This window comes from Saccharibacillus brassicae, from assembly GCF_006542275.1.
In the GTDB taxonomy this organism is placed as follows: domain Bacteria; phylum Bacillota; class Bacilli; order Paenibacillales; family Paenibacillaceae; genus Saccharibacillus; species Saccharibacillus brassicae.
Genome location: NZ_CP041217.1, coordinates 4,753,087 through 4,779,206 on the forward strand (window position 1 = coordinate 4,753,087; position 26,120 = coordinate 4,779,206).

The 26,120-nt window shown below is 57.6% G+C and carries 23 protein-coding genes; 17 read left to right on the plus strand and 6 right to left on the minus strand.

The window, feature by feature from the left end; all coding sequences use genetic code 11:
* The first annotated feature begins 78 nt into the window (after positions 1-78).
* The 5 genes from FFV09_RS19905 (at position 79) to pduL (ending at position 4,888) form a co-directional block, all read left to right on the plus strand.
* On the plus strand, positions 79-879 hold the full coding sequence (locus tag FFV09_RS19905) for a regulatory protein RecX (protein WP_141449458.1): 801 nt from the start codon (positions 79-81) through the stop codon (positions 877-879).
* A 311-nt stretch (positions 880-1,190) separates the two neighbouring features.
* Positions 1,191-2,732, plus strand: a complete 1,542-nt coding sequence (gene rny / locus FFV09_RS19910; RefSeq protein WP_141449459.1) for a ribonuclease Y — start codon at positions 1,191-1,193, stop codon at positions 2,730-2,732.
* 145 nt (positions 2,733-2,877) lie between these two features.
* The gene (locus tag FFV09_RS19915; RefSeq protein WP_141449460.1) at positions 2,878-3,675 is read left to right on the plus strand and encodes a TIGR00282 family metallophosphoesterase; all 798 of its coding nucleotides are present in this window, start codon (positions 2,878-2,880) and stop codon (positions 3,673-3,675) included.
* Between the two features lie 178 nt (positions 3,676-3,853).
* Positions 3,854-4,114, plus strand: coding sequence for a stage V sporulation protein S (locus FFV09_RS19920; RefSeq protein WP_141449461.1), 261 nt, complete (start codon positions 3,854-3,856; stop codon positions 4,112-4,114).
* A 201-nt stretch (positions 4,115-4,315) separates the two neighbouring features.
* The gene (gene pduL, locus FFV09_RS19925) at positions 4,316-4,888 is read left to right on the plus strand and encodes a phosphate propanoyltransferase (protein ID WP_141449462.1); all 573 of its coding nucleotides are present in this window, start codon (positions 4,316-4,318) and stop codon (positions 4,886-4,888) included.
* A gap of 104 nt (positions 4,889-4,992) precedes the next feature.
* Here the strand turns inward: pduL and FFV09_RS19930 are convergent, their stop codons facing one another.
* Complete coding sequence (locus tag FFV09_RS19930) at positions 4,993-6,063, minus strand: transglutaminase domain-containing protein (protein WP_141449463.1); 1,071 nt, start codon at positions 6,061-6,063, stop codon at positions 4,993-4,995.
* Positions 6,064-6,400: 337 nt separating this feature from the next.
* On the opposite strand from FFV09_RS19930, the gene FFV09_RS19935 reads away from it, so the two are divergent.
* The 8 genes from FFV09_RS19935 to FFV09_RS19970 all read left to right on the plus strand — a co-directional run bounded on the left by FFV09_RS19935 (position 6,401) and on the right by FFV09_RS19970 (position 13,773).
* On the plus strand, positions 6,401-6,859 hold the full coding sequence (locus FFV09_RS19935; protein ID WP_141449464.1) for a YlbF/YmcA family competence regulator: 459 nt from the start codon (positions 6,401-6,403) through the stop codon (positions 6,857-6,859).
* A 97-nt stretch (positions 6,860-6,956) separates the two neighbouring features.
* Positions 6,957-8,018, plus strand: coding sequence for a GNAT family N-acetyltransferase (locus FFV09_RS19940; RefSeq protein ID WP_141449465.1), 1,062 nt, complete (start codon positions 6,957-6,959; stop codon positions 8,016-8,018).
* A 79-nt stretch (positions 8,019-8,097) separates the two neighbouring features.
* Entirely contained in the window at positions 8,098-8,889 is a 792-nt protein-coding gene (locus tag FFV09_RS19945) for an NUDIX domain-containing protein (RefSeq protein WP_141449466.1), read from the plus strand.
* Between the two features lie 31 nt (positions 8,890-8,920).
* Positions 8,921-9,460: a cysteine hydrolase family protein gene (locus FFV09_RS19950; RefSeq protein ID WP_141449467.1), complete on the plus strand. Its 540-nt coding sequence runs from the start codon at positions 8,921-8,923 to the stop codon at positions 9,458-9,460.
* A gap of 126 nt (positions 9,461-9,586) precedes the next feature.
* On the plus strand, positions 9,587-11,053 hold the full coding sequence (locus FFV09_RS19955) for a nicotinate phosphoribosyltransferase (RefSeq protein WP_141449468.1): 1,467 nt from the start codon (positions 9,587-9,589) through the stop codon (positions 11,051-11,053).
* A gap of 260 nt (positions 11,054-11,313) precedes the next feature.
* Positions 11,314-12,315 (plus strand): acrylyl-CoA reductase family protein, encoded by a 1,002-nt coding sequence (locus FFV09_RS19960; RefSeq protein WP_141449469.1) that lies wholly within the window; start codon positions 11,314-11,316, stop codon positions 12,313-12,315.
* 33 nt (positions 12,316-12,348) lie between these two features.
* Complete coding sequence (locus FFV09_RS19965; protein ID WP_141449470.1) at positions 12,349-13,335, plus strand: CobW family GTP-binding protein; 987 nt, start codon at positions 12,349-12,351, stop codon at positions 13,333-13,335.
* A 102-nt stretch (positions 13,336-13,437) separates the two neighbouring features.
* Entirely contained in the window at positions 13,438-13,773 is a 336-nt protein-coding gene (locus FFV09_RS19970; RefSeq protein WP_141450550.1) for a four-helix bundle copper-binding protein, read from the plus strand.
* 224 nt (positions 13,774-13,997) lie between these two features.
* On the opposite strand, the gene FFV09_RS19975 is transcribed toward FFV09_RS19970, so the two are convergent.
* The 3 genes from FFV09_RS19975 to FFV09_RS19985 all read right to left on the minus strand — a co-directional run bounded on the left by FFV09_RS19975 (position 13,998) and on the right by FFV09_RS19985 (position 17,216).
* On the minus strand, positions 13,998-14,828 hold the full coding sequence (locus tag FFV09_RS19975; protein WP_141449471.1) for a carbohydrate ABC transporter permease: 831 nt from the start codon (positions 14,826-14,828) through the stop codon (positions 13,998-14,000).
* Complete coding sequence (locus tag FFV09_RS19980) at positions 14,828-15,775, minus strand: carbohydrate ABC transporter permease (RefSeq protein WP_141449472.1); 948 nt, start codon at positions 15,773-15,775, stop codon at positions 14,828-14,830. The genes FFV09_RS19975 and FFV09_RS19980 overlap by 1 nt, the downstream gene beginning before the upstream one ends.
* Before the next feature lie 109 nt (positions 15,776-15,884).
* Positions 15,885-17,216 carry an ABC transporter substrate-binding protein gene (locus FFV09_RS19985; protein WP_246098390.1) on the minus strand — a complete coding sequence of 444 codons (1,332 nt, stop codon included), beginning with the start codon at positions 17,214-17,216 and terminating at the stop codon, positions 15,885-15,887.
* Between the two features lie 539 nt (positions 17,217-17,755).
* Here FFV09_RS19985 and argS point away from each other — a divergent pair.
* The 3 genes from argS (at position 17,756) to FFV09_RS20000 (ending at position 21,073) form a co-directional block, all read left to right on the plus strand.
* Positions 17,756-19,498: an arginine--tRNA ligase gene (gene argS / locus FFV09_RS19990; protein ID WP_141449473.1), complete on the plus strand. Its 1,743-nt coding sequence runs from the start codon at positions 17,756-17,758 to the stop codon at positions 19,496-19,498.
* 126 nt (positions 19,499-19,624) lie between these two features.
* The gene (locus tag FFV09_RS19995) at positions 19,625-20,554 is read left to right on the plus strand and encodes an S-layer homology domain-containing protein (RefSeq protein WP_141449474.1); all 930 of its coding nucleotides are present in this window, start codon (positions 19,625-19,627) and stop codon (positions 20,552-20,554) included.
* Positions 20,555-20,791: 237 nt separating this feature from the next.
* Positions 20,792-21,073, plus strand: a complete 282-nt coding sequence (locus tag FFV09_RS20000; RefSeq protein WP_141449475.1) for a hypothetical protein — start codon at positions 20,792-20,794, stop codon at positions 21,071-21,073.
* A 201-nt stretch (positions 21,074-21,274) separates the two neighbouring features.
* Here the strand turns inward: FFV09_RS20000 and FFV09_RS20005 are convergent, their stop codons facing one another.
* Together FFV09_RS20005 and FFV09_RS20010 are read right to left on the minus strand one after the other, a co-directional pair.
* Positions 21,275-23,410 carry an ABC transporter ATP-binding protein gene (locus tag FFV09_RS20005; RefSeq protein ID WP_141449476.1) on the minus strand — a complete coding sequence of 712 codons (2,136 nt, stop codon included), beginning with the start codon at positions 23,408-23,410 and terminating at the stop codon, positions 21,275-21,277.
* Positions 23,400-25,172, minus strand: coding sequence for an ABC transporter ATP-binding protein (locus FFV09_RS20010; protein WP_141449477.1), 1,773 nt, complete (start codon positions 25,170-25,172; stop codon positions 23,400-23,402). Before FFV09_RS20010 ends, FFV09_RS20005 begins: the two co-directional genes overlap by 11 nt.
* A 532-nt stretch (positions 25,173-25,704) precedes the next feature.
* On the opposite strand from FFV09_RS20010, the gene FFV09_RS20015 reads away from it, so the two are divergent.
* Positions 25,705-25,998, plus strand: coding sequence for a HesB/YadR/YfhF family protein (locus tag FFV09_RS20015; protein WP_141449478.1), 294 nt, complete (start codon positions 25,705-25,707; stop codon positions 25,996-25,998).
* Positions 25,999-26,120 lie beyond the last annotated feature (122 nt).

Consider the following 26,120-nt stretch of genomic DNA (forward strand, 5'->3'; position numbering starts at 1 on the left):
GCGGCTGGAGCTTTTTCTTTTAACCGGTTTTTTTAAAAAATCGAATTTGGTACAGGATCGAAGAAAAGAGGGATAGATATGAGCTTTGGAAGAAAACCGTACGGAAGCAATCGGAACGCAAACCGGCGCGGCAGCTCCGGCGACGGCGACGGCGAAAGCAAAAACGAAAGATCATACGAAGAACGGCTGAACAATCTGGGCGATTTTCCCGAAGAAGAAACGCAGGAAGTGACGCTGGTCGAACTGCTGCGGCGTCCGCGCCAAAGTTACCGGATCTATTTCGGTCCGCATTATATCACCGTGCACGAATCCACGATGGTTCGCTATGGCATGACCAAAGGCAGCTTTTTCGACAAAGAAGCGGTCGACAATATCGTGCGCGACAACGAACGGCAGATTGCCTATGCGCACGCCATTAATTTTTTGAGCTTCAAGGCGCGCACTTCGGGCGAGATCGAGCAGAAGCTGCTGGAGAAAGAGATTGATCCGGAAGCGGCGGCGGACACGGTGCACAGGCTGCAGGAGGAGAATCTGATCGACGACGCTTCCTACGCCCAGGAATGGGCGCAGCAGCGGGTAACGGGGCGCAAAAAAGGCAAAGTACTCGTGAAGCAGGAGCTGAAGCGCAAAGGCATTGATCAGGAACTGATCGATGACGCGCTGGACGCGCTGGGCGAAGACGACGAGCTGCGCAGCGCGGAAGAACTCGCGATCAAAAAATGGCGCACGACCAAGGGAGACCTGTGGGATCGCAAGCGCAAAACGGCCGCTTTCATTATGCGCAGAGGCTTCTCCAGCGATATTGCGCGCCGGGCGCTGGACCTTGCTTTAAGCCGTGAAGGCGAAGATGCGGAAGAACTCGGAACGGAATTCGATTGATCCGACTTATTATCCGCGCACAAATTTGGCAATAGCTTGACAACAACTTTTGACGAAGACTACAATAAATGAGGAACGTCAGTGGAATGAGAAGCCTTTTTCCTTCCAAAAATGCGCTGTGCATCCCTGAGTTCTGCCTAATTGACTCTCCCCCGCTTGCCAAAGCGGGATCGGCAGCGACTTTTTTCGGTCGTCTTGCCTTATGGGAACGGTCTTGGGACCGAGCCTTGAATGGATGAATGAGGGTATGATAACCAAAAAGCTTTATCCCGAGGAATACCTTGGAGGAACGAACGAGGAGGTGAGCAGAAATGCCAAATTTCTGGGTCGCGATTCTCGTTGCAGCCGCATTATTCTTTGGGTTCGTGATCGGATATTTTATTCGCAAATCTCTTGCTGAAGCTAAGATTTCCAGTGCGGAGCAGGCCGCTGAACAAATCGTGGAAAACGCGAAAAAAGATGCGGAAGCACTGAAGAAAGAAACGGTTCTCGAAGCGAAAGACGAAGTGCATCGAATCAGAACCGAAGCTGAAAAAGACATTCGTGAACGTCGGAATGAAAATCAACGACTAGAGAGACGATTGTTGCAGAAAGAAGAGTCGCTGGATAAAAAATTGGAATCGCTTGAACGTAAAGAAGAACAAGTGGCTAACAAAGAGAAACGCATCGAAGAAACCAAGCAGCAGATTGAAAGAACGCTTGCGCAGCAGTTGGCCGAATTGGAACGGATCTCCAACCTGACCACGGACGACGCAAGAAGCATCATCTTGAGCAGTGTCGAACAGGAAACGAGACACGAAGCCGCCCAAATGATGAAAGACATCGAAATGCAGGCCAAGGAAGAAGCGGACCGCAAAGCCCGGGAGATCATCTCGCTCTCGATTCAGCGCTGCGCCGCCGACCACGTGGCCGAGACGACGGTGTCTGTCGTTTCGCTGCCGAACGAAGAAATGAAAGGCCGGATCATCGGCCGCGAAGGACGGAATATCCGTGCGCTTGAGACGCTGACAGGTATCGACCTGATCATCGACGATACGCCGGAAGCCGTTATTTTGTCGGGCTTTGACCCGATCCGCCGCGAAATCGCCCGTACGGCACTTGAGAAGCTCGTAGCCGACGGACGGATTCACCCGGCCCGGATCGAAGAAATGGTCGAGAAGTCGCGCAAGGAAGTGGACGAGCGCATTCGCGAATACGGCGAACAAGCGACGTTCGAAGTCGGCGCGCACGGCCTGCACCCGGACCTGATCAAGATTTTGGGCCGTCTGCGCTTCCGTACGAGCTACGGGCAGAACGTGCTCAAGCACTCGATGGAAGTGGCTTACCTGGCCGGCCTGATGGCCGGAGAACTGGGTCAGGACGTGACGCTCGCAAGACGCGCCGGCCTGCTGCACGACATCGGCAAAGCGCTTGATCACGAAGTCGAAGGTTCGCACGTCGAAATCGGCGTCGAATTGGCCAAAAAGTACAAAGAGCACGCTGTCGTTATCAACAGTATCGCTTCGCACCACGGCGATACCGAAGCGACTTCGATCATTGCCATGCTCGTCGGAGCGGCGGACGCTTTGTCCGCGGCAAGACCGGGAGCACGGCGCGAGACGCTCGAGACGTACATCCGCAGACTCGAAAAGCTGGAAGAGATTTCCGAGTCGTTCGATGGAGTCGAGAAGTCTTTCGCGATCCAAGCGGGCCGCGAAGTTCGCGTCATGGTTCAACCGGATCGGATCGGCGATGCCGAGAGCTTCAAGCTGGCACGTGATATCACGAAGAAAATCGAGAGCGAACTCGATTATCCGGGGCATATCAAAGTGACCGTTATCCGCGAGACGCGGGCGGTCGAATATGCCAAATAGAACGGCTGCCGCGTCGTAAGGCGCGACTTCCCGTTCGCAGCAATCCACTTACACCCAAGCAAACGGCTGCTTTTCCTTCACGGGACGGAGCAGCCGTTTCTTCTTGTCCGAAGGAATCGGGCGGGAGACAGAAAGGAAGACAGAAATGAAATTGATTTTTATCGGCGATATCGTCGGAAGTCCGGGCCGCCGCGCGGTCAAGGAAATGCTGCCTTACCTCAAATCGAAATATAACCCGCATATCATTATCGCCAACGGCGAAAACGCGGCTTCGGGACGAGGCATTACCCATGCCATCGTCAGACAGCTGTTCGAACTCGGCGTGCATGGCATTACGATGGGCAACCATACGTGGGACAACAAAGAAATTTTGGAGTTCATCGACGACGAACCGCGCCTGATTCGTCCGGCCAACTTTCCGCCGGGCACGCCGGGCCGGGGGTATACGGTCATCAAAGCGAACGGCAAAGAACTCGCGATGGTGAATCTGCAGGGGCGCACGTTCCTGCCGGCTATCGACTGTCCGTTCCGCGCTTCCGACGAGATCGTGGACGAGCTGCGCCGGAACCATAAATGTATCCTGGTCGATTTTCATGCCGAAGCCACGTCGGAGAAAATCGCGATGGGCTGGCATCTCGACGGCCGCGCTTCGCTTGTCGTCGGCACGCATACGCATGTGCAGAGCAACGACGACCGCATTCTGCCGGGCGGAACCGCTTATTTGACCGATGCGGGCATGGTCGGTCCGCGCGACGGCATTCTCGGCATGCAGCAGGAAGGCGTGCTGTACCGCTTCAAGACGCAGATGCCTTCGCGCTTCAACGTCGATGAAGAAGGCAAATGGCATTTCCACGCCGTTTACGTCGATATCGACGAAGAAACCGGGCAGGCACGCAAGATCGAAAAGATCCGCCAGATGGAAGACCAGTTCCGCATGGAATAAAGACTCGAAACTTTTCAATCTTTCGCAATATTTTGTCGTTCTGCCTCGAAAAAGAAGGATTTTACGTACGTGTCGCGAATAGTTGTTACGAAGTAGCCATTCAAGCCGTATCCGCTGCTTTCCGTCACTAGATGTCACACTACTGTTTATCACTTCTTCCCAGAGGAGGTACCTGCTCATGGATGTATTAAAAGTTTCTGCCAAATCCAATCCCAACTCCGTTGCCGGTGCGCTTGCGGGCGTGCTGCGCGAGCAAGGAGCCGCCGAACTTCAGGCGATCGGGGCGGGAGCCATCAACCAAGCGGTTAAAGCGGTAGCTATCGCGCGGGGCTTCGTAGCGCCCGGCGGGGTCGATCTGATTTGTATTCCGGCCTTTACCGACGTCATCATCGACGGAGAAGAACGGACGGCTATCAAGTTGATCGTAGAACCGAGGTAAACATCGATTCGCATACAGGGTTACACCGACAAGACGGACTTTCGCCGTGCAGGCGAAAGACGTCTTTTTGGCGCGGGTCTCCTTGGCTATCCGACTTTTTCTTTTGACAGGGAAGGTGTATAATAGAGCCTGCGCGGGTATTTTTAAGTATGCCCTCCCGATCGACGCATAAAATAGAGAAAACAAAAGGAGTGACTCGCAATGAGTAAAATCGTACCTGTAGGCGTGTCCGCACGTCACATCCATCTTAGCCAAGAACATGTCGAGAAATTGTTTGGACAAGGATATCAACTGACGGAAATGAAAGCTTTGTCGCAGCCCGGCCAATATGCCGCCAACGAAACGGTGGAAGTCGTGGGCTCCAAAGGCACGTTCCCGAAAGTCCGCATTCTGGGCCCGTCCCGTCCGTCGACCCAGTTGGAAATCTCGCAGACGGATTCGTTCGCGCTGGGCGTCAAAGCTCCGGTGCGCGAATCGGGTAAAACGTCCGGCACGCCGGGCATCCTGATCAAAGGACCGGCCGGCGAAGTGCAGATCGAAGAAGGCGTGATCGTGGCTGCCCGCCATATCCACTTCCATACGTCCGATGCCGCCAAATGGGACATTCAGGATCAGCAAATGCTGAAAGTACGCTTCGGCGGAGATCGCGGCGTCGTATTCGAAAACGTCGTGGCGCGCGTCTCCGATTCGTTCGCGCTCGATATGCATATCGATACCGACGAAGCGAACGCCGTTCTGGCGAAAACGGGCGACACAGCCGAAATCATCGGATAACTGCCGTTTCCGTGTCGAAATCATATAAGTGCATACCCGGTCATACAAAAAAGGGATCGCCCTCGGGCGATCCCTTTTATTCATGTACGGGCAGATTCGCGGTCTCAATACTCGAATGTGAAGATGATGACGGCCGTGCCGTTGTCGGCGACTTTGAACGCGTAACCGACCTGCTCGGCAGCCGTGGCGAGACAGGCTTTCATGATGCGGTTCAGCTCGCTGCGGGGCGAAGCGGAACCGAAATCGTGCGTGACACTCAGGTCGCCGGAGCGGCGCTCGATCGCTTTGAGCACTTTTTGCTGCAGCGCCGAAGTCGTCGAGGTCATCTCGCCGCCTATGGAAGCCAGCAGATTGCGGGACTTGGCGCTCGTTTTCGCTTTTTCGGTCAGCTTCGCGCGATAATCGGTAGTGGCCGCCGGCACGTGTGTACGCGTCCACGTATGATCGCGGGCGAGCAGCTTGTCGGTGACCAGATAATACGTGTAGGAGATTTCGTCTTTGCGATCGGGCGTCGGGTCGTCCCAGGTCATGTCGAGGTTATACCAGCTGCCGTCGAGCTTGACCTTGTTCCATACATGGTTTTGTCCGCCGGCCTCGCCTTCCACGATGCGGGTCGGAATGCCGGCCAGCGTCAGCATCCGGTAGCCGAGCAGCGTATAGCCCTGGCAGACCGTCGTGCCTTTGGTCAAGCCTTCATAGGCCGAGTAGCGGGTCATCGAGTCGTCGTAGGCGAAGCGCTTGACGATATAGTCGTGAATGACTTTGACTTTGTCTTCCGCGGTCATGCCCGGCTTAATGATCGTTTTGAGCGTGGCTTTGGCCTGGGCCGTGACGTATTCGGTCTGCTGCTTGTTCTCCAGGTAGGATACCGTGAACCGGACCGAAGCACTGGAGCCGGTCACGCTGGCCCGCGTATCGATCCGATCGAGCGTATACCGGGTATACGGTTCGGCTTTGACGGAAGCGCCGTCGAGCAGGCTGTTCAGGCGGGAGTATTGGGCGCTGCCCATTTTGACGGTGAACGTCGTTTTTTTCTGTTCCAGCGCGGCCGAGATCGTGGCGATGACCGAAGAGTCGGACGCCGCGGCAGACACGGAGTAAGGGGCGGACGGAAGTACGGCGGCCGAGCCGACCAGCGCCGCGGCGAGCGTCAAAGCGATACGTTTCTTTTTCAACAATGTTCCTCCTAAAGTCTGAAACCGGGTTATGCTTGTCGATCAAGCAGGCTTTTCAGTCGTTTTTCAAGTATACTGCATAAAGGGGCCGAAGGTTGCAAAAAAGCAAAAAGCGAATTTCAAAGCTTGGCCTACGCGAAACGAATGGAATGACGCATGGCAGTATGATATAATTTTTTACCGTAACGATCAAAAGTTGGCAGCGACGCAAGTCAAGCGATCGAAGCCGAGCCGTACCCGTCGAGATCAAGCCCGGCATTCGCCGAATCCGGGGTCTATACGATAAATGGCGCGCATGCAGCAGAAGCCGCCGAAGCAGAGAAAGGGAGCGAACCGCATGACAATACAAAGCAGCGCAAGCCAGGGAAACGTCCCGCCGCGCACCGAAGCCGGAAATTCCGCCGCGTTGTGGAATCGGGAAGACATTTTGGGCAAAGCCCGGGAATTGGCCGGATTGGTCTCTTCCAGCGAAGAAGTGCGGGTGTTCCAGCAGGCCGAACGGCAAATTCAGGGGCATGAACGGATTCAAACCCTGATCCAGACGATTAAAAAGAAACAAAAGGAAGTTGTCGCGTTCGAAGCGATGAAAAATAAAACGATGGCGGCCATGATCGAAGCGGAGCTGCGCGAGCTGCAAGACGAACTCGACGGAATTCCGATCGTGGGCGATTACCAGCAGGGACAGGTCGAGATCAACGACCTGCTGCAGATGATCGTGTCGGCTATCCATGACACCGTATCCGAGAAGATTGCCGTGGAACGAGGGGCGGACAGCCCGCCTTCTTCCTGCGGTTGAACTGAACTTCGGGGCGTAAGCCAAGCAGGCGCGGGCGATCTTCTCCGCGTCTTTTGTTTTTGCACCAAAAAGCGACGATTGCAGAGGAGCGGACCCTATGGAACGTGATCGAATCAGCGGGAACGAAATCATTCAAGCCGAGCCGCAGCCGGGCGGGCTGCCGCGGGAACTGTTGGACAGCGGGGACCTTTTGACGTGGCGGATCGAAACGTATCTGCACGAAGCGCAGTGGTGGACGCTGAGTCTCGGCGGAGAGATCCGGTCGGCGGTTGGCTGCCTGCGGATCGGCGCCGAAGAAGCGGAGATCGCCAACGCGGCGGGCGCTGTCCGCAGCGAAGAGGAAGCGCGGCGATTCGTCCGCCTGCTGAACGCCGTATGCGGCGAACTGCGGCAAGGCGGCGTGCGCCGGGTAATGGCTTATGTCGGCAGCTGGCAGACCGACCGCTTGACGGCGTACCAGCAGGCGGGCTTTCGCGTCGCGGCGGTCGAGCCCGACTATTACGCCGGCTGCTGGGCCGACGGTGCTAGCACGAACGGCATCCGGCGCCTGGACCGGCTCATGCTGGAGAAGCTGCCGGAGAGCGAAGCCGGCTCGTCCGCGCGCGGGGGCGGCGTTATCCACGCCGCGCCGCCGATCGTGCGCCGGGTCGAGCTGCGGGACAGCCAGGGACTGCTCGCGATGAAGAAGCAGCTCGACCGCGAGACGACTTCCATGCTGTACGAACCGGGCGAGCGGCGCATGACCGACGGCGATCAGCTGGAGCAGATTCGCGGCCTGCTGCGCAGTTCCAACTCGCTGATGCTCGTCGCCGAAAGCGACGGCTGCATCGTCGGCTATCTGGAAGCGACCGGCGGCAAAGTCCGGCGGAACCAGCATACGATCTATATCGTGATCGGCATTCTGGAAGATCATACCGGGTACGGGCTCGGGCGGCAGCTGTTTGCGGAAATGCTGGAATGGACGAAGCGCCGCCGTATCCTTCGCGCCGAATTGACCGTTCAGGCGTCCAACCAACGCGCCTACCGGCTCTACCGTTCGATCGGGTTCAAGCTGGAAGGCATCATGCGCGGAGCGCTGATTGTCGAAGGCGAGCCGGTCGATCTGTATCAGATGGGATTGGACCTGCGCACGATTCAGCGGAGCAGGGTTGACAAATAATTCGAGTGTGTCATAATGATAATATCATATTCGAAACTTGTATGGACCGATTTTATCAAATGCTGCGATGGTGATGCTGATGAACGGACAGAACGAATCTAACAACCGTGAAGAACAAACGAATTACGATGCGAAGAAGTATCGGACACCCGACGGAGCGCCCGCCGATATCGTGATGTTCACGCTGACCAAGCGCGAACGCAAGACGGTGACGAAGACGCTTCCGCTGCGCGAACTGCGCGTCATGCTTATTCGCCGCCGGGCCTGGCCGTATGCGGGCAAATGGGCGCTGCCGGGCGGATTTTCCCGGGACGACGAATCGCTGTACGAAACGGCGATGCGCGAACTGAAGGAAGAGACCGGAGTCGTTGGCCGGCATTTGGAATATTTGAGCGTCTACAGCGATCCGGGCCGCGATCCGAGAGGCTGGATCATCTCACACGCATTTTTCGCGCTCGTGGAAGAAGAAGTGCTGGAGAAGCGTCAGGCGGCGGACGACGCCGAGGAAGTGGGCTTGTTCACGATCGAAGAAGCGCTAGACGAGCTGGATCTCGGGTTCGACCACCGGGCTATTATCGCGGATGCCTACCGGCGCATTCAGGAGAAAATGCTGCAGACGACGATCGCCCGCAAGTTTTTGCCGCAGGCGTTCACGCTCAGCGAATTGTACCAGGTGATCAAGGCTGTCGTGCCGGACTTCGAAGAACCGAATTTTATTCGCAAAATCACGTCCACGCGCAGCCGCAAAGGCATTCTGGAAGAAGTGCGCGACGAAAACGGGGCGCCGATCAGCTCGAACCAGTATTCGCAGCGTCCGGCCCAGCTGTATCGTTTCCTGGATAACGTGCCCCGGCTGTCGATCTATTCCTGATCGGCGGGGCCGACGACAAGGAGGAATTCCGATGAAAGCTCTGATCGTAATCGATTATACGAACGATTTCGTGGACGGCAGCCTGCCCGTGGGAGAACCGGGGATCGCGATCCAGCAACGCATCGCCGAACTGACCGGGCAGTTTGCCGCCGCCGGCGAGTATACGGTGATGGCGGTCGATCTGCACGAAGAGAACGATCCGTATCATCCCGAGAGCGCGCTGTTCCCGCCGCACAATATTCGCGGAACAGCCGGCCGGGAACTGTACGGAACGCTCAAGACCGTCTACGAGCGGTACGAATCGGCGATCTACTGGATGGACAAGACGAGATACAGCGCTTTTGCGGGAACGGACCTGGCTCTGCGGCTGCGGGCGCGAGGCATTACCGAAGTCCATCTGATCGGCGTGTGCACAGACATCTGCGTGCTGCATACCGCGGTCGACGCTTACAATCTCGGCTTCGACATCGTCGTCCACGCGGACGCCGTGGCAAGCTTCAACGCGGCGGGCCACGAATGGGCGTTGGGTCATTTTACAGGCAGCCTCGGCGCGAAAGTCATCTCGGCCTGAGTGCCGCCTGTTTCCCTGAAGCCGCTTCGCACTTTTACGCATGACTTGCATCCGCGCGCGCTTCCGGTCTTGATCGACCGTGCGCGGACAGCCTTTTTTTGATTCGGGATTGAAGGAGGAGACGGTATGGACACGACAGGCATGGCTTTACATACGGACAAATACCAGATCAACATGATGTACGCACACTGGATGAACGGGACGCACAAGCACAAAGCGGTGTTCGAAGCGTACTTCCGCACGCTGCCGTTCGGCAACGGCTATGCGGTATTCGCCGGGCTGGAACGGATCGTTCATTACGTATCGAACCTTCGTTTCCACGAAGACGATATCCGCTATCTGTCCGAACAGGAAGAGAATTACGATACGCGTTTCCTGGAAGAACTGCGCACATTCCGTTTTAACGGCAATATCCATTCGATGCGCGAAGGCGCGGTCGTTTTTCCAAACGAACCGCTCGTCCGCGTGGAAGGCAGCATCTTCGAAGCGCAGCTGGTTGAGACGGCGCTGCTGAACTTTATGAATTTCCAGACGCTGATCGCGACCAAAGCCGCACGGATCAAGCAGGCCGCGGACGGCGACACGCTGCTTGAATTCGGGACACGCCGGGCGCAGGAAGCGGATGCAGCCGTATGGGGCGCCAGAGCCGCTTACGTAGCCGGTTTCCACGCGACGTCGAACATGATGGCGGGCAAGCGCTTCGGCATCCCGACCAAAGGCACACACGCGCATTCCTGGGTGCAAAGTTTCACGAGCGAACAGGAAGCGTTCGACAAGTACGCCCAGGTGCTGCCGGACGGTTCGACGCTGCTCGTCGATACGTTCGATACGCTCCGCAGCGGCGTGCCGAATGCGATCCGTACCGCGAAGAAGCTCGAAGAACGCGGCAAGCGGCTGAATTCGATCCGGTTGGACAGCGGCGACTTGGCGTATCTCTCGATCGAAGCCCGCAAAATGCTGGACGAAGCGGGACTGGATTACGTCAAGATCGTCGCTTCGAACGACCTCGACGAACATACGATCACCGAGCTCAAGACGCAGGACGCGCGTATCGACGTTTGGGGCGTAGGCACGCAGCTGATCACGGCGCACGACCAGCCTTCGCTGGGCGGCGTCTACAAGCTGGTCGAACGCGAAGTGGACGGAATGATGCAGCCGACGATCAAAATCTCGGCCAATCCGGAAAAGGTGACGACGCCGGGCAAAAAAGACGTGTACCGGATTATCGACCGCGGAACAGGCAAAGCGGTAGCGGACTATATCTGTTTCCCGGAAGAAGACGAACCGCGCAAAGGCAAGCAGCTGAAGCTGTTCAATCCGCTGCACACGTATATTCGCCGCTACGTCAAAGATTACGAAGCGCAAAGCATGCTGGTGCCGGTGTTCGAAGAAGGACGACTGGTCTACGAGCTGCCTGCGCTGGAGCAGGTGCGCGAGTATCATGTCTCCCAGCTGAACCAGTTCTGGCCGCAGTATCTGCGCAAGCTGAACCCGGAAATCTACCGCGTCAATATCAGCGAAAAAGCATGGAAGCTCAAGCAGGGACTGATCGACCGGTACATGGAAGAGACGGAAGTGCCGGAAGAAAGCTGAGGGACGAGGCTGACAGCCAAGGTCAATAACCGACGCGCCCCGGAGCGAACGCTTCACCGTCCGCCCGGGCCAACCGGGATTGTCCGGGCTTCGCTCTTATAAGCAAAAGCGGAATCCCTGAGCAGGGATTCCGCTTTTTTGCGCCTGCCGCCCACAGCCTCTTCCCTCGCTGGAACCGGGCTCCGCATTGGAGTAAGATAATAAAGGGAAGCGGTCCGGCGGAGTCCGGCCGTATGGCAATCGTATAGGAGGAGAGCGACATGACAGAGAAATTTCTCGCGTTTTGGTTGGAAGAATCGGAAGGGCGCGTCACCGGTTCCGTGCAGGAGCTTGAAACGGCGGATCTGCCGCCGGGCGAAGTGCTCGTTCGCGTCCGGTATTCCGGCGTGAATTACAAAGACGGCTTGGCCAGCATCAAGGAAGGGCAGGTCGTGCGGCAGTATCCGTTCGTGCCGGGCATCGACCTGGCGGGCGAAGTGATGGTTTCGGAAGACGAACGCTTCGCCGTAGGCGACCGGGTGCTCTGCACCGGCTACGGGCTGGGCGTCTCGCACTTCGGCGGGTACAGCGAGCAGGCCCGGGTGCCGGCCGATTGGCTGATCAAGCTGCCGGAAGGGCTGACGATGCGGGAAGCGATGATTCTCGGCACGGCGGGCTTCACGGCCGGTCTGTCGGTGGATGCGATTGTCAGCGCCGGCCTGACGCCGGAGAGCGGTCCGGTGCTCGTGACCGGCGCTTCCGGCGGAGTCGGCAGCGTAGCGGTGGCGATTCTGGCAAAATTGGGCTTTGAGGTGACGGCCAGCAGCGGCAAAGAAGCCGAATGGGATTGGCTCAAGCGGCTCGGCGCTGCGCATACGATCTCGCGCGAGGAAGCGCAGGAGCCGTCCAAAGGCCCGCTCGGCAAAAGCCGATGGGCGGCGATCGTCGACCCGGTCGGCGGTGCGGGCACGGGCGAACGGCTCAAAAGCGTGCGTTATCGCGGCGTACTGGCCTTGTCGGGTTTGACGGGCGGCGGCGATTTCGCCACGAGCGTGCATCCTTTTATCCTGCGCGGCGTAACGCTGGCCGGAATCGATTCGGTGCAGTGCCCGCTGCCGTTGCGGCTGGACGTCTGGAACAAGCTGGCGGCAGACTGGAAGCCGGAAGCGATCTTCGAGCACGGCGTGCACGAACTGCCGCTCGAAGAGGTGGGTGGAGCGCTTGCGCGCATCCTCAACGGGGAAGCGGTCGGGCGCCAGCTGATTCGGATCTCGGCGGAATAAATATTGCCTATATATAAAGAGGAGGCTGCAAACATGGCTCAAGACGTACCCGTCTATCTGCTGACCGGATTTCTCGGCAGCGGCAAGACGACGCTGCTTCAGCGCCTGGTGTCCTATTGGCAGCAGCAGGGACTCAAGCCCGGCGTCATCATCAACGAATTGGGCGACGTCAATCTGGACGGCCTGCTCGTCGAAGCGGAAGTGCCGACGTCCGAGCTGCTCGGCGGCTGTATCTGCTGCACCGTGCGCGAAGACCTGGCGGGCGAACTGGCCGGACTGGTCGAGCGCGATCGGCCGGACGTCGTCCTGATTGAAGCGACCGGAGCCGCCAATCCGATCGACCTGCTCGATTCGGCGACCGAAACGGCGATGTACGCCGGCATCGAGATCAAAGGCTTGATCGCCGTGGCGGATGCCGCGCATCTGCTGGAGATGCACCGCAGCCGCGGCGGCCGCACTTACGCGCTGATGCAGGACCAGATCCGCAGCGCTTCGATCGTCGTGCTGAACAAGATCGACCGCGTCAGCGAACAAGAAGCGGAGCAGCTGGAGCAGGCGATCGCAGGCTGGAACGCTTATGCCCCGATCGTCCGCACGGTGCGCTGCGACACGGATCTCGGACCGCTGCTGGAAACGGGCTTCACGCCGGAACGGGCGGCGGACGGACCGCTGCGCCGCACGCCGGGCGGCGGCTTGAACATGCTCGGATCAAGTCACGGCCATGTGACGTCGTACACCCACCGCTTCGCCCGCCCGGTCGACAGCGAGAAGTTCGAGGCGATGATCGGCGAACTGCCGCGCGAAATTTATCGGGCCAAAGGGCTGCTCACTTTTTCCGATACGGCGAGCCGGTTTTTGTTCCAATACGCTTTTCGCGAACTCGATTTTATCAAAGTGACGCCGCAGGGGCAGCTTAACGATATGGCTGTCTTTATCGGCGAGCATTTTTCGGCAGCGGAACTGCGCCAAAAACTGGAGCGGCTGGAACTCGAAAGCGAGCAGGCGGAAGTTAGCGAGTAAACGCGGTGAAAGGGTTTCATTTTTGTCACTTCTCGGGTAATGGTAACTATCAAAGGCCAGCGGGCCTTAACCATATTCCGGGAGGAACCCAACATGACCCACATGACCGTGACTACATACAAAGAGTGTATCGACGCCTGCATCCGCTGCATGAACGTCTGCAACGTCAGCTACGTTTCGAGCCTCAAAGGGCTCGATATTTTCGAACTTCGCGAATGTCTGCGCCTCGACCGCGAATGCGCGGATCTGTGCGGGGTCGCGATTCAAGCGATGACACGCAACAGCCCGTTCGTCGCCGAAATTTGCGAACTGGTCGCCAAAGCGTGCGATGCGTGCGCCGAAGAGTGCATGAAGCATCCGCACGAGCACTGCCAGGAATGCGTTCGGGTCTGCCGCGAATGTGCGAGCATCTGCCGGGGCATTCTGGTCGCCGCTTAAGCCGCGAACCGAATCGCCAACCGAATTTCAACCGGAACCCGAAGTTCACCGAAGACCGTCTCCTTGCGGAAGCGGTCTTTTTGCATTTCTTCGTTATTTTTCATTTTTGTATTTCTTCGTTATTTTCATTCTCTTTTCCAGCCGGCCGACTTGAAAGCAGCCCAAAAAACCCCGACGAAAGCTTTGTTCCGCCGGGGTTTTTTTACGCACAAAATTTAAGAGGTTCAGCCCTTGGTGCCGGCCGTCAGATTCATGCCTTCGATAAAATATTTCTGGAACAGGAAGAACAGGACGATGACCGGCAGCAGGACGATAACCGAACCCGCCATAAGATAATTCCACTGCGTCTGCACGCTGCCCCGGAACGACTGGAGACCGATCTGCAGCGTATACAGCACCTCGTCGTTGACATACAGCAGCGGACCGAGGAAATCGTTCCATGCGCCGTTAAAAGCGAACACCGCGATCGCGGCCAACGCCGGCTTCGACAATGGCAGGACGATACGCGCCCAGATGTACAGATGGTTCGCCCCGTCGATCTTGGCCGCTTCGCTCAGTTCCCGCGGGATGCTCAAATAGAACTGCCGCAGCATGAAAATGTAGAAGGCGCTGCCGAGAAACTGCGGGATGATCAGCGGGTAATACGTGCCGACCAGATGCAGCTTGGAGAACAGCACGTACTGCGGAATAAGCGTCACGAACCCGGGAATCATCATCGTGGCGAGCAGGACCGAGAACCAGAACTTTTTGCCCCGAAAAGCGATACGCGCAAACCCGTAGGCGATAAACGAATTGACCAGCACATTGCCGGCTACCGCAAAAGCGGCCAGCATCAGCGTATTGAACGCATACAGGGTGAACGGAGCCGCCTGCCACGTATGGACATAGTTCTCGAAATGGAATTGATTCGGGATAAAAGTCGGCGGATACTGCGCGATTTCCTGCGGCGACTTCAGCGACGTGGCGATCATCCACCACAGCGGCAGCAGGAACAGCAGGCTTCCGACAGACAAGACGATGAACAGCAGCGTATCGCGCACCGAGCGCTTTTTCATCAATCTTCGCCTCCTTCGTAGTACACCCAGCGTTTGGACATGCGAAGATTGATCAGCGTCAGGATCAGCACGATCACGAACAGCACCCAGGCCATCGCCATCGCGTAGCCCATATCGAACAGCTGGAACGCCTGATTCCACATGTACAGGTTATAGAACAGCAGCGAGCCCATCGGTCCTCCGCTGCCGCTGTCGGTCATGACATAACCTTCCTGGAAAATCTGGAATCCGCCGATAAAGCTCGTCACGACGTCGAAAAAGATGACCGGCGAGATCATCGGCAGCGTAATGTGGATAAAGCGCCGGAACGCGGACGCGCCGTCGAGCTTGGCCGATTCGTACAGCTGTGCCGGAACGCCCTGCAAGCTCGCCAGATACAGCAGCATGCCGCCGCCCACGCTCCACATTTTCATCAGGATAATGGCGGGCTTGGTCCACATCGGATCGCTCAGCCAGGCCGGACCGGGAATGCCGACCCAACCGAGCATCGTATTGATCAGGCCCGTCGAAGGGTTCAGCAGTTGAATCCAGAGGAAATAGACGCCGACACCCGACAGGACGGCCGGCAGATAATAGATCGTGCGGAAAAAGCGCATGCCGACGATTCGCTCATTGAGCATCAGCGCCAGCAGAATCGATCCGATCGTCGTCAGCGGCACCATCAAGGCGACGTAATACAGCGTATTGTACAGCGATTTCCAGAACAGCGGATCTTCCGTGAACATGCGCATGTAATTGCCGATCCCGATAAAGTCCATGCGCGACGTCACGTCGTAATTGGTGAAGCTGCCGTACAGCGAGAACAGCATCGGGAACAGCGTGATGCCGAACAGGCCGATCAGCCACGGGGAGATGAACAGGTAGCCCTGCAGTTCTTCGCGGCGTGCGAGTCGGGATCGTTTCTTTTTCGTTGGAGTAGGGGTGAGCGTGCTCGTGGTGTTTTTCATACAGGCCTCCTTTGCGCAAAAAAGGGTAAAGGAGCCGCTGTCCGGTCGAATCCGGAGCGGCTCCCGTCAGGTGCGTGCGAAGCGGAAATTTATGACTTGTTTTGATCCGTTACTTGTTTTTGTTCATCAGCGATTGGACATCCTGCTGCGCCTGCTGCAGTGCCTGCTGCGGCGTCTCCTTGTCCAGGAACACGGCGTCCATATGCGGATTGATCAGGTCTTTGTAGCCCGAAGCGCTCAGCGGAACCTGGAATACTTTGGTGTTCTCCAGATTTTCGACCGAAGCTTTGTAGACCGCGTTTTTGTTCGCTTCCGGGTCTTCGGCCGCTTCGATATTGGCGACGTTGTCGAAGTTTTCCATCGCCCAATATTTTTGCGCGTCGACGTCGGTCAAATATTTGATAAATGCCCACGCTTCGTCCGGATGGTCGGCGCCCTGCGGAATTTCGACCACGAAGCCGCCGCCGCTGCTCCAATGGCCCGAACCGTCTTCGCGTTCCGGGATCGGCGCCACGCCGATATCGAGATCCTGACCGAATTCCTCGATCTGCGTATTATACGTGCCGGTCTGGATATACATCGCGACTTTGCCGGAGATAAACGGATCGCTGACGCCGCTGCCGAAGTCGGCTTTGATCGCGTCGACCGTTTGGCGGCCCAGACGGTCCTGCCACGATTTCAGCCATTCCAGCGTGGCGACTTTGCCCGGCGTGTCGATCGTCGTGCCGGCATTGTCGTCGAAGTATCCGCTGCCGCCGTCGCCGTTGATCAGCCAGTTGTCGACGCCGAAGTCGCCCCACAGCGGATAGAAACCGACGCGTTCGTACGTGCTGCCGGTTTTCTTGTCCAGCTTCTGCGCGTACTCTTCGAGCTGGGCCCAAGTCTGCGGCGGCTGCTCCGGGTCGAGCCCGGCTTCGCGGAACGCTTCCTTGTTATAGTAGAGCAGACGCGTATCGGTGTTGAACGGAAGCGCGTACGCTTCGTCGTTGTACAGCACGTTGTTCCAAAGTTCCGGGTAGAACCGGCTTTGGATATCATCCTGCTGCAAATACGCTGTCAGGTTGGTATTTTGGTTTTTGCTGGCCCGCAGGTTGACGTCGGCATAATCGTTGACGATGACGTCGGCGGGATTGCCGGCCGCGATCGAAGCCAGATTTTTGGTCCAAATGTCGCCGAAAGGCAAATAAGTATGCTTCACGACGATGCGGTCCTGCGAGCTGTTAAAATCTCCGATGATTTTCTCGATGATGGGACGGCGCGTCTCGGAACCCCAAAAAGTCCAGAAATCGATCGTCACTTTTTCCTGGGCCGCTCCGTCGCCGGACGTGCCGGTCGTCGGCGCTCCGGACGAAGATCTCGACTCCGGCGTGCAAGCCGTCAGCAGCAGCATGCAGGACAACATCGTGAGCCAAGCGGCATGCCAAATAGGTCTCGCTCTCAAATTAATAATTCCTCCTCTGATGTAGGTTAAAAGGTCAAAACACGGAAACTACCAAATATCACGCTTTATAGATTACACGGAAGTTCCATGCTTGAACCGATTAAAGCGTCCCCGTCCGATCCGAATATTCGTTTTGAACGATATTGCTTGCTTCTTGCGAGGCAACCTTCTATAATGGCGAAAAGACTTATCGAGAAATGTCCATGAACGGGACAGTATCCGATCGACACAGCGGAAGCAGCGAGCCGGGACGGTGAAAGCCGGCGCCGCACCGATCGGAGAAACGCACCCGGGAGACGGCGATTCGAACGAATGTCCGCGGCCTGGCGCCGCCGGTATTCCGCGTAGAATGGCCCGGTCACGGCACCGTTACCGCCGCTCAAGAGGTTCAAGCCCGTTTGTTCGCAAAACGACGCTTGGGCTATAAGAGTGGTACCGCGGGAGCAAAAGCTCTCGTCTCTTCTACAGAGACGAGAGCTTTTTTGCGTGCTTTTTCGGAGGATAACCTGGATCACAATAACTTGCAGGAGGCCAAAGAGATGATAGTATCGAACATTGGAGCGGAGCTGGACAGGCTGTTGGATTGGGAAAAAGGGACGGCGGAACCGCTGCTGGAGCAGCCGCCCGACATGAACTTGGGAGACGCGGCGTTTCCGTGCTTTGCGCTGTCCAAAACGCTGCGCAAAAATCCGCAGCTGATCGCGGCCGAACTGGCGCAGCGTTTTGCGCTTGCCGGCGTGCAAGCTTCGGCGGCCGGCGCGTACGTGAACTTCGCGCTGGATCGCGGCCTGCACGCGCAGACGCTGCTGGAACGGGCCGAACTTCATGCCGTTCAAGGGGAAGGCCGCACGATCGTGATCGATCTGTCGTCGCCGAACATCGCCAAGCCGTTCGGCGTCGGCCATCTGCGTTCGACCGTGATCGGAGCGGCGCTGTACCGGATGTACGAAGCGGCCGGCGAGAACCCGATCAGCGTCAATCATCTGGGCGACTGGGGAACGCAGTTCGGCAAACAGATTACGGCGTACAAGCGTTGGGGCAGCGAAGAACGGCTGAACGCGTCGCCTATACGCGAATCGCTGGATCTGTACGTGCGGTTTCACGACGAAGCGGAGCAGGACCCCAGCCTTGATATCGAAGCGCGCGACTGGTTCCGCCGGTTGGAGAGCGGGGACGAAGAAGCGCTTCGGCTGTGGACCTATTTCGTCGACGTCAGCCTGACCGAATTCAACCGGATGTACGACCGGCTCGGCGTCTCGTTCGACCGGGTGCTGGGCGAAAGCTTCTATAACGATAAAATGGGCGCGGTCGTCGAAGAGCTGCGCGCAGGCGGACTGCTCGAAGAAAGCGACGGCGCCCAGGTCGTCCGGCTCGACGAGGAAGGCATGCCGCCGTGCCTCATCTTGAAGTCCGACGGAACGACGATCTATCCGACGCGGGATCTGGCGACGGCGCTGTACCGGCACGACGTGCTCGGCGCGGAGAAACTGCTGTACGTCGTGGGCGCCGAGCAGTCGCTGCATTTCCGCCAAGTGTTCGCGGTGCTGCGCAAAATGGGCCGGGATTGGGCGGAAGAGTGCCGGCATATCCCGTTCGGACTCATGAAGTTCGAAGGCAAGAAAATGTCCACGCGCCGCGGCAAAGTCGTGTTCCTCGAAGAAGTACTGGACGAAGCGGTCGCGCGCGCGTCCGAGATCATGGCGGCCAAAAATCCGCTGCTGCATAATCGCGAAGCGATCGCGGAAGCGGTCGGAATCGGAGCGATCGTGTTCGGCGACCTGAAGAACAACCGGATCGGCGAGATCGATTTCTCGCTCGAAGAAGCGGTGCAGTTCGAAGGCGAGACCGGACCTTACGTGCAGTACACGCATGCGCGGGCGCGCAGCGTGATCCGCAAAGCGCAAGCGGCAGGCTTGCCGCACGGTTCCGGGGATGCGGCAGAGTCGGAAGCCGGCGTGCCCGGGCATGAAGCCTCATCGGCGGCGTCGGAGCCGTCAGGCGAACAGGCTTATACGTGGGACGACGCTTCCTGGGAACTGCTCAAGCGGCTGTGCGATTACGAGACCGAGCTTCGGCGCGGGCTGCAGCGGCACGAACCGTCGGCGATCGCGCGCTACGCGCTGGATCTGGCCAAGCTGTTCAACCGGTTCTACCACCACAACAAAGTGCTGACCGAAGTTCCGCGGGAGCGGCAGATCCGTCTGGAACTGACGCGGTTGACGGCGCAGCGGCTGCGCTGGGCGCTGGAGCTGCTCGGAATCGGTTCGCCGGAAGAAATTTAGGCGCGGCGTGCGCGCAGGAAGGATTTTGACGAAAAATGTCCGTGGGCTGCAACCTTTTTCGAAGACGTGCCGTCTGGGAGAGTGAGAATAAGAAAATCAAACCCAAACTAAAAAGAGGTGGCCCTTATGAAAAAAACAGTCAAAGCTTGTGCAGCCCTCGTTATGGCAGGATCGTTCGCTTTCGCCGCATCGGCATCCGCGTTCAGTGACGTATCCGATTCCGGAAATGCCAAAGTCGTCGAATCCCTGCAGCAAAAAGGAATCATGAAAGGGATCGGTTCCGACCGGTTCGCCCCGTCCGTCGACCTAACCAACGCCCAGGCGGTACAGCTGATCGTCAACGCGTTCGGCCTCGAGACCGACCCCGGCGTCGACCCTATGCCGGACCCGAAATTCAACAACGACGCCTGGTATGCGCCGGCTTATGAAGCGGCTCTGCACAACCAGATCAAGACGGTTACGAAAAGCGACTCCGCAAACGGCAAAATAACCCGCGAAGCGTTCGCCAGCCTGCTGCTCGAAGGCATCAACACGACGGGCCAATACCCGACGACGAAAATGTTCATCGTGTTCGAAGATGAGAACGAGTTCACGAAAGAGCATATGAACGCAATCCAGACGCTTGGCAATATGCGCATCCTGTCCCCGGCAAGCGGCGAGTTCCGCCCTCAGGAGCCGATCACCCGTATGGAAGCGGCGCAAATGGTCTATAATGCGGTCGAGTTTATCCAGAACGTCAAAGGCGTCAGCGACGAAGGTTGGGAGACGAACAGCGTGAGCGTCGTAACGTCAAAAGAAGCGGACGGACGCGTCAAAGCGACGCTGAAAGCTTCCCTGCCGAACCCGGGTTACGGATTGAAGATCGAAGGCGTGAAGTATGACGGCGGCAAAGCGGTCGTTCAATACTCGGTCACCAATCCCGATCCGGACATGATGTATCCGCAGGTCATTACCGACGTCGAAGCTTCGACGTACCTGACCGGCACTTACACCGAAGTGACGACCGAGCAGACCGGCGGCGCTGCGCCCGTAGCGGATGCCAAATCGTTGAAATAAGCAGAGACAAGCACAAATTAGTAGAAAAAATAAGCATAGATCAGCATGGAATCGAAAACGGCCGGGCTGGATCGAAGATTTATCCCGGCTGCAGGGCTCTTCCCGTACGCGGGAAGAGCCTTTTTGTATGCCGGATCGCCGAGAATCGGCTCTATAGGGCGAAATGGTGTATAATGACCGTTAAGTTCATGACACACGTCGCGTGTTAGATCGGCGAGAGAATGGAGAGGACGCAGAATGGCCATCATGACGACGACCGAAGCGGACGGAAGAATCAAAGCCACGCTCAAAGTATCGCTCCCGAATCCGGGATACGAACTGCATATTCGCGAAGTGATCTACGCCGACGGCAAAGCGGTCGTCCGGTATGCCGTCGAGTCTCCGCGGCCCGGCTTGCTGTATCCGCACGTCATCACCGAAGCGGAAGCTTTCGTGTATCTGACCGGCGTGCCTGCCGAAGTAACGGCCGAACAGATCGGCCGGACGCCCGGCCGGGCGGATGCGAAGCTGCTGGAATAGGAAGCAGCCTGAGCTTGGCAAGCCGCGGATGCCTGCTTCGAGAGCATTAAGTTTTTCAGGCACAGCTGAAACTACGCCAAAAACCCCCGACTCTCCATATGGAGGATCGGGGGTTTTGACGCTTTTCGGGCGGAGCGCCTGAAGCGAAGTTAGAAGTGAAGTGAAGTGAAGCGGTCCGGCCTGAGCCGGTCCGGGAATCTTTTAGTCGGCGTTCGCGCCGCCGAAAGCGGGACGCGCTTCAAAGCCCGATTCCGGCTTGCCGGTGACCGGCGTGATCGAATCGCCGCCGCCCTGCTGCAGCTGATACATCTGGAAGTATCGGCCGCCGTAAGCCATCAACTCGTCGTGATCGCCGCGTTCGACAATCTCGCCGCGGTGCAGCACGAGAATCTGGTCCGCGCTGCGGATCGTCGACAGACGGTGCGCGATGACGAACGTCGTACGGCCTTTTTTGAGCACGTTCAGAGCTGTTTGGATCAACGATTCCGTCTCGGTATCGATATTGGCCGTCGCTTCGTCGAGGATCAGAATAGCCGGATCGAATGCCAGCGCCCGGGCGAACGAGATCAGCTGGCGCTGTCCCGCGGACAGCGTGCTGCCTTTTTCCACGACCGGTTCATCGAATCCGCCCGGCAGATCGGCCAGAATCTTGTCGGCGCCGACTTCGCGCAGCGCTTCGTTCACGCGTTCGCGGCTGATCCGCTCGTCGCCGAGACTGACGTTGGACGCGATCGTGCCGGTGAACAGGTAAGGATCCTGCAGCACGATGCCCATATGCTGGCGAATATGCTGCTTGGGCAGATCAAGCACGCTTTGGCCGTCGATCGTGATCGTGCCTTTTTGCGGATCGTAGAAGCGGAACAGCAGGTTGATGATCGAACTTTTGCCCGAACCCGTATGTCCGACCAAAGCGACCGTCTGGCCCTGCTTCGCTTCGAACGAGATGTTTTTGAGCACGTAATCTTTTTTATAGGCGAACGACACGTCTTTGAATGCCACGTCGCCCCGATAACGCTTCATGCCGCCGTCGGTGACGTTCTCGCCCGGCTCGTCGAGCAGTTCGAACACGCGTCCCGCCGACACCATGGCCGAGTCCAGCGCAGCCAGTTGGTTCATCATGCCGGTAATCGGCTGGAACAAGCGTCCCAGAATGTCGACGAACGCGTACAGCGCGCCGAGCGAGATGATGGAAGCCGCTCCGTCGATCGTGGAAGTGCCGAAGAACCAGATGACGACCGTGAACGACAGATTGCGCAGCACGTTGACCAGGTTATGGGAAGTGAGCGAGTTCAAGTTGAGCATTTTGTTCTGGTGCTTCATGTAATCGCCGTTCAGTTCCTCGAATTCGTCGCGCGTCTGCTTCTCGCGGCGGAACACGCGAATGATCGACATGCCCTGAATAGACTCGTTGATGATCGCGTTCAATTCGCTGAGGCGCGAACGGATGACGGTGTTGTATTGGGTCGCGATTTTGCGGTACAGGTAGATCCACAGGATGATCAGCGGCACGACGAAGAGCGAGACCGCCGCCAGACGGGGATCGAGAATGAACAAAGCGATATAAATGCCGGTGATGTACACAATGCCGGTCGTGAAATTGGACAAGACCGCGATAAACAATTCTTTGACCGCTTCCGTGTCGTTCGTAATGCGGGAGACGACTTTGCCGGCCGGCAGATTGTCGAAGAAGTTGACCGGCAGCCGCTGGATATGCGCGTACAGATCAAGCCGCAGCCGCTGGATGACCCGGTTGGCCGAAGATTGCAGCCAGTAGGTCTTGCCGAATTCCATCGCGATCGAGATGGCGAGGAACAGCAGGTAGAGCAGGATCAACTTCATAATGCCCGGAATTTCCGGTTCGTAGAAGCGGAACAATTCTTCCTTGGACAGACGCTCGGCCGGGTACGAGACCGTTCCGCCGGCCGTTTGGATCGTGAGCGTTCCGCTCTCGAAGCTGCGATCGCCTTCGACGACCGGAATCGCTTCGTCGACGAACACGAAGCCCCGGCCAACCTGCAGCACATGGACTTCTTCGCCGCGCGCTTCGCCTTCGGCAAAGCGATTGCCGCGCTTGTAATGGCCGTCCTGATAAGCGACCGTGCCTTCGCCGGCTGCTTCCGTTTCGTAGTACGGATCTTCGATGCCCATCACGTGGTCGTCGATCATCGTTTTGGCGATGAACGGACTTGCGAGTTCGGCGCCGACGCCGATCGAGAGCGCGACGATAGCGGCGATAAACGTGCCTTTGGCCGTGAGCGCGTAGCGCAGCAGGCGTCGGGTTGTTTGTTTCTTCGGCACCGCCGTCGTTGCTTCGGGGTGTCCGGTATTAGTTGTCATGGTCGGTATGCACCTCCTCGGAGGAGAGATTGGATTCCACCTGCTGCCGGTCGTACTGCTCGCGATACCAGCCGCCCTGCGCGATCAGCTGCGCATGGGTGCCTTGTTCGACGATACGGCCTTTTTCGAGCACGACGATATGGTCGGCATGTTCGACGGCGGATAGGCGGTGGGTCGAGATCAGCGTCGTTTTGCCTGCGCGCTTCTCCCGGATATTATGAATGATGCGCGCTTCGGTACGCGCGTCGACGGCGGACAGGGCATCGTCGAGAATCAGGATCTGCGGCTCGGCGATAAACGCGCGTGCCAGCGAGACGCGCTGCTTCTGACCGCCGGAGAGCGAGACGCCCCGTTCGCCGACCCGGGTCTCAAGCCCGTCGGACAACGTTTCCAGGTCGCCTTCGAACGCAGCGGTGCGGATCGCCTCCATGATGTCGGCTTCATCCGCGTCCTGCTTGCCGTACCGGATATTTTCGCGCACCGTTTTGGAGAACAGGATCTGTTCCTGCGGCACGTAACCGATCCAGCCGTGCAGCCGGTCTTTGCTGAGCGATTCGATCGGCGTATCGGACATCAGAATCTCGCCCGAACCGGTCGGATATTCGTGCAGCAGCTGCTTGAGCAGCGTCGACTTGCCGCTGCCGGTCCGGCCGACGACGCCGAGCGTCTGTCCGGCGAGCAGCTTCAGGCTGACCTGTTCCAGATTGTCGACCGCGGACGTCGGATAACGGAAAGTCACGTTCCGGAATTCGATCGATTCCGGCAGGGCGACATCGGTCGGCTGCTGCGGTTCTTCGATATCCGCTTTGGTGAACAGCACTTCGTTGACCCGGTCGAGCGAAGCGCCGCCGCGCTGCATGATGTTGATCAACTCGCCGATGGCGAACATCGGCCAGATCATCATGCCGAGGTACATGTTGAACGTTACGAGGTCGCCGAGCGTCAATTCGCTGCGGAAGACGAGGTAGATTCCGTAAGCGAGGCCGATCAGATAGCTGAGGCCGACGCATAGGCGAATATAAGGTTCGAACACCGCGTCGACCCGGGCGACCGCCAGGTTTTTTTTGTAGACGTCGTTCGTAATATCGGAGAAACGTTTCTCGTCGTGGCGCTCTTGGACATAGGCGCGAATGACGCGGATGCCCGCGACCGATTCAAGCACCTGGTCGTTCATGTCGCCGAACGAATCCTGGGCCAGCGTGTAGCGCTGGTGAATGATTTTGCCGTAGATGCTCATGCCGATCGCGATAAACGGCAGCGGGATCAGGGCGGCGAGTGTCAGCTTCCAGCTGACGATAAAGCCCATGGCGAGCAGCACCGTCAGCAGGAACAAGGTAGAGTCGGTCAGCGTCAGCATACCGAATCCGGCGGTCATCGCCACGGCGCGCAGGTCGTTCGTAGCCCGGGCCATCAGGTCGCCGGTCCGGTTGCGCTCGAAGAACGGCGGCGTCATATGCAGCAGATGCGCCATAAAGCGGCTGCGCAGCAGTCGTTCCACCAGATTGGAGCCGCCGAACAGCTGGCGCATCCATATGTACGTAATGCCGTACATCACGACGAGCAGGGCCAGAATACCGCCGATATACATCAGCAGCCGTTCGGTCGTGATCAATCCGCCGGCGATGTCGTCGACAGCGATGCCGATCAGGCGGGGCGGCAGCAGCTCGATAACGCCGACCAGCACGAGGAAGAAGACCCCGATCAGGTAACGTCTTTGTTCTTGCTTGAAAAACCAGCCTAAATTTTGAAGGACGGAAAACATTCCATCACTTCCTTTCTTCCCAAGAGAAATTTACCAATCATTTGTGCGAAAATCGCAAAAAAAGCATATCGCGGCGCGCGATATGCTTAAAAAAGCGATTCATATGGCGAACGAGGGGACAAAACCGCTCGTCGCATTTTCTCGTCTGGCGGGTGCGAATCCTTGACTCCTTAGGAGGGGGAGACGCAAGCCGGCAAACGGCGGACGGAAGCTTCATCGATATGAAGTTCGGAAAGGGCGCACTGCAGGCCATGGGCGTCGTCGAAAGTGGGGCCAAAGCTTTCCTTGAACGTTAACATCGAATTCACTCCTTCCTGGGTTTGATGATCGCAAATGATCTCGTATGCCCCGATTTTAGCACCGTCTCTTTGAAAAAGTCAACGAAAAAGTTTTCGATTGTGAACGAAATGTGAACGGGGGAGGAAGAGGCGGGGCTGCGGTTTGTCGCGGCCTGCATTCTGCGTTATGATAAAGGCATCACCGAAACGTCCGGAAGGACGTCTTCGTCAACGCGCCAAGGAGGGAAACCGATATGACTCTTAACGTTACGCAGCAGGCGGCCGATTGGTACAAGAAGGAACTCGGACTGCAGTCGGGCGATTACATTCGCTTCTATGCGAGATACAGCAACACGAGCGAGATCCACCCGGGCTTTTCGCTCGGCATCGCCACGGAAGATCCGAGCAACCCGGGCTTGACCCAGGCTTCGGAAGGCATCACGTTCTACATGGAGGAAAAAGATCTCTGGTATCTCGAAGGGTATCGGCTTAACGTGACGTATTTGCCGGAACACGACGATATTTTGTACGCGTACGAACGGGAATAGCGCGAAAGTTTGCGCAAGAACCCTACAGCGAAGAAGCCATCATTCGAACAAAAAAAGACGAACGTACCGGCATGACCCGGTCGTTCGTCTTTTTTGTGCATTCAAGGCAGGCGGTCCGGACG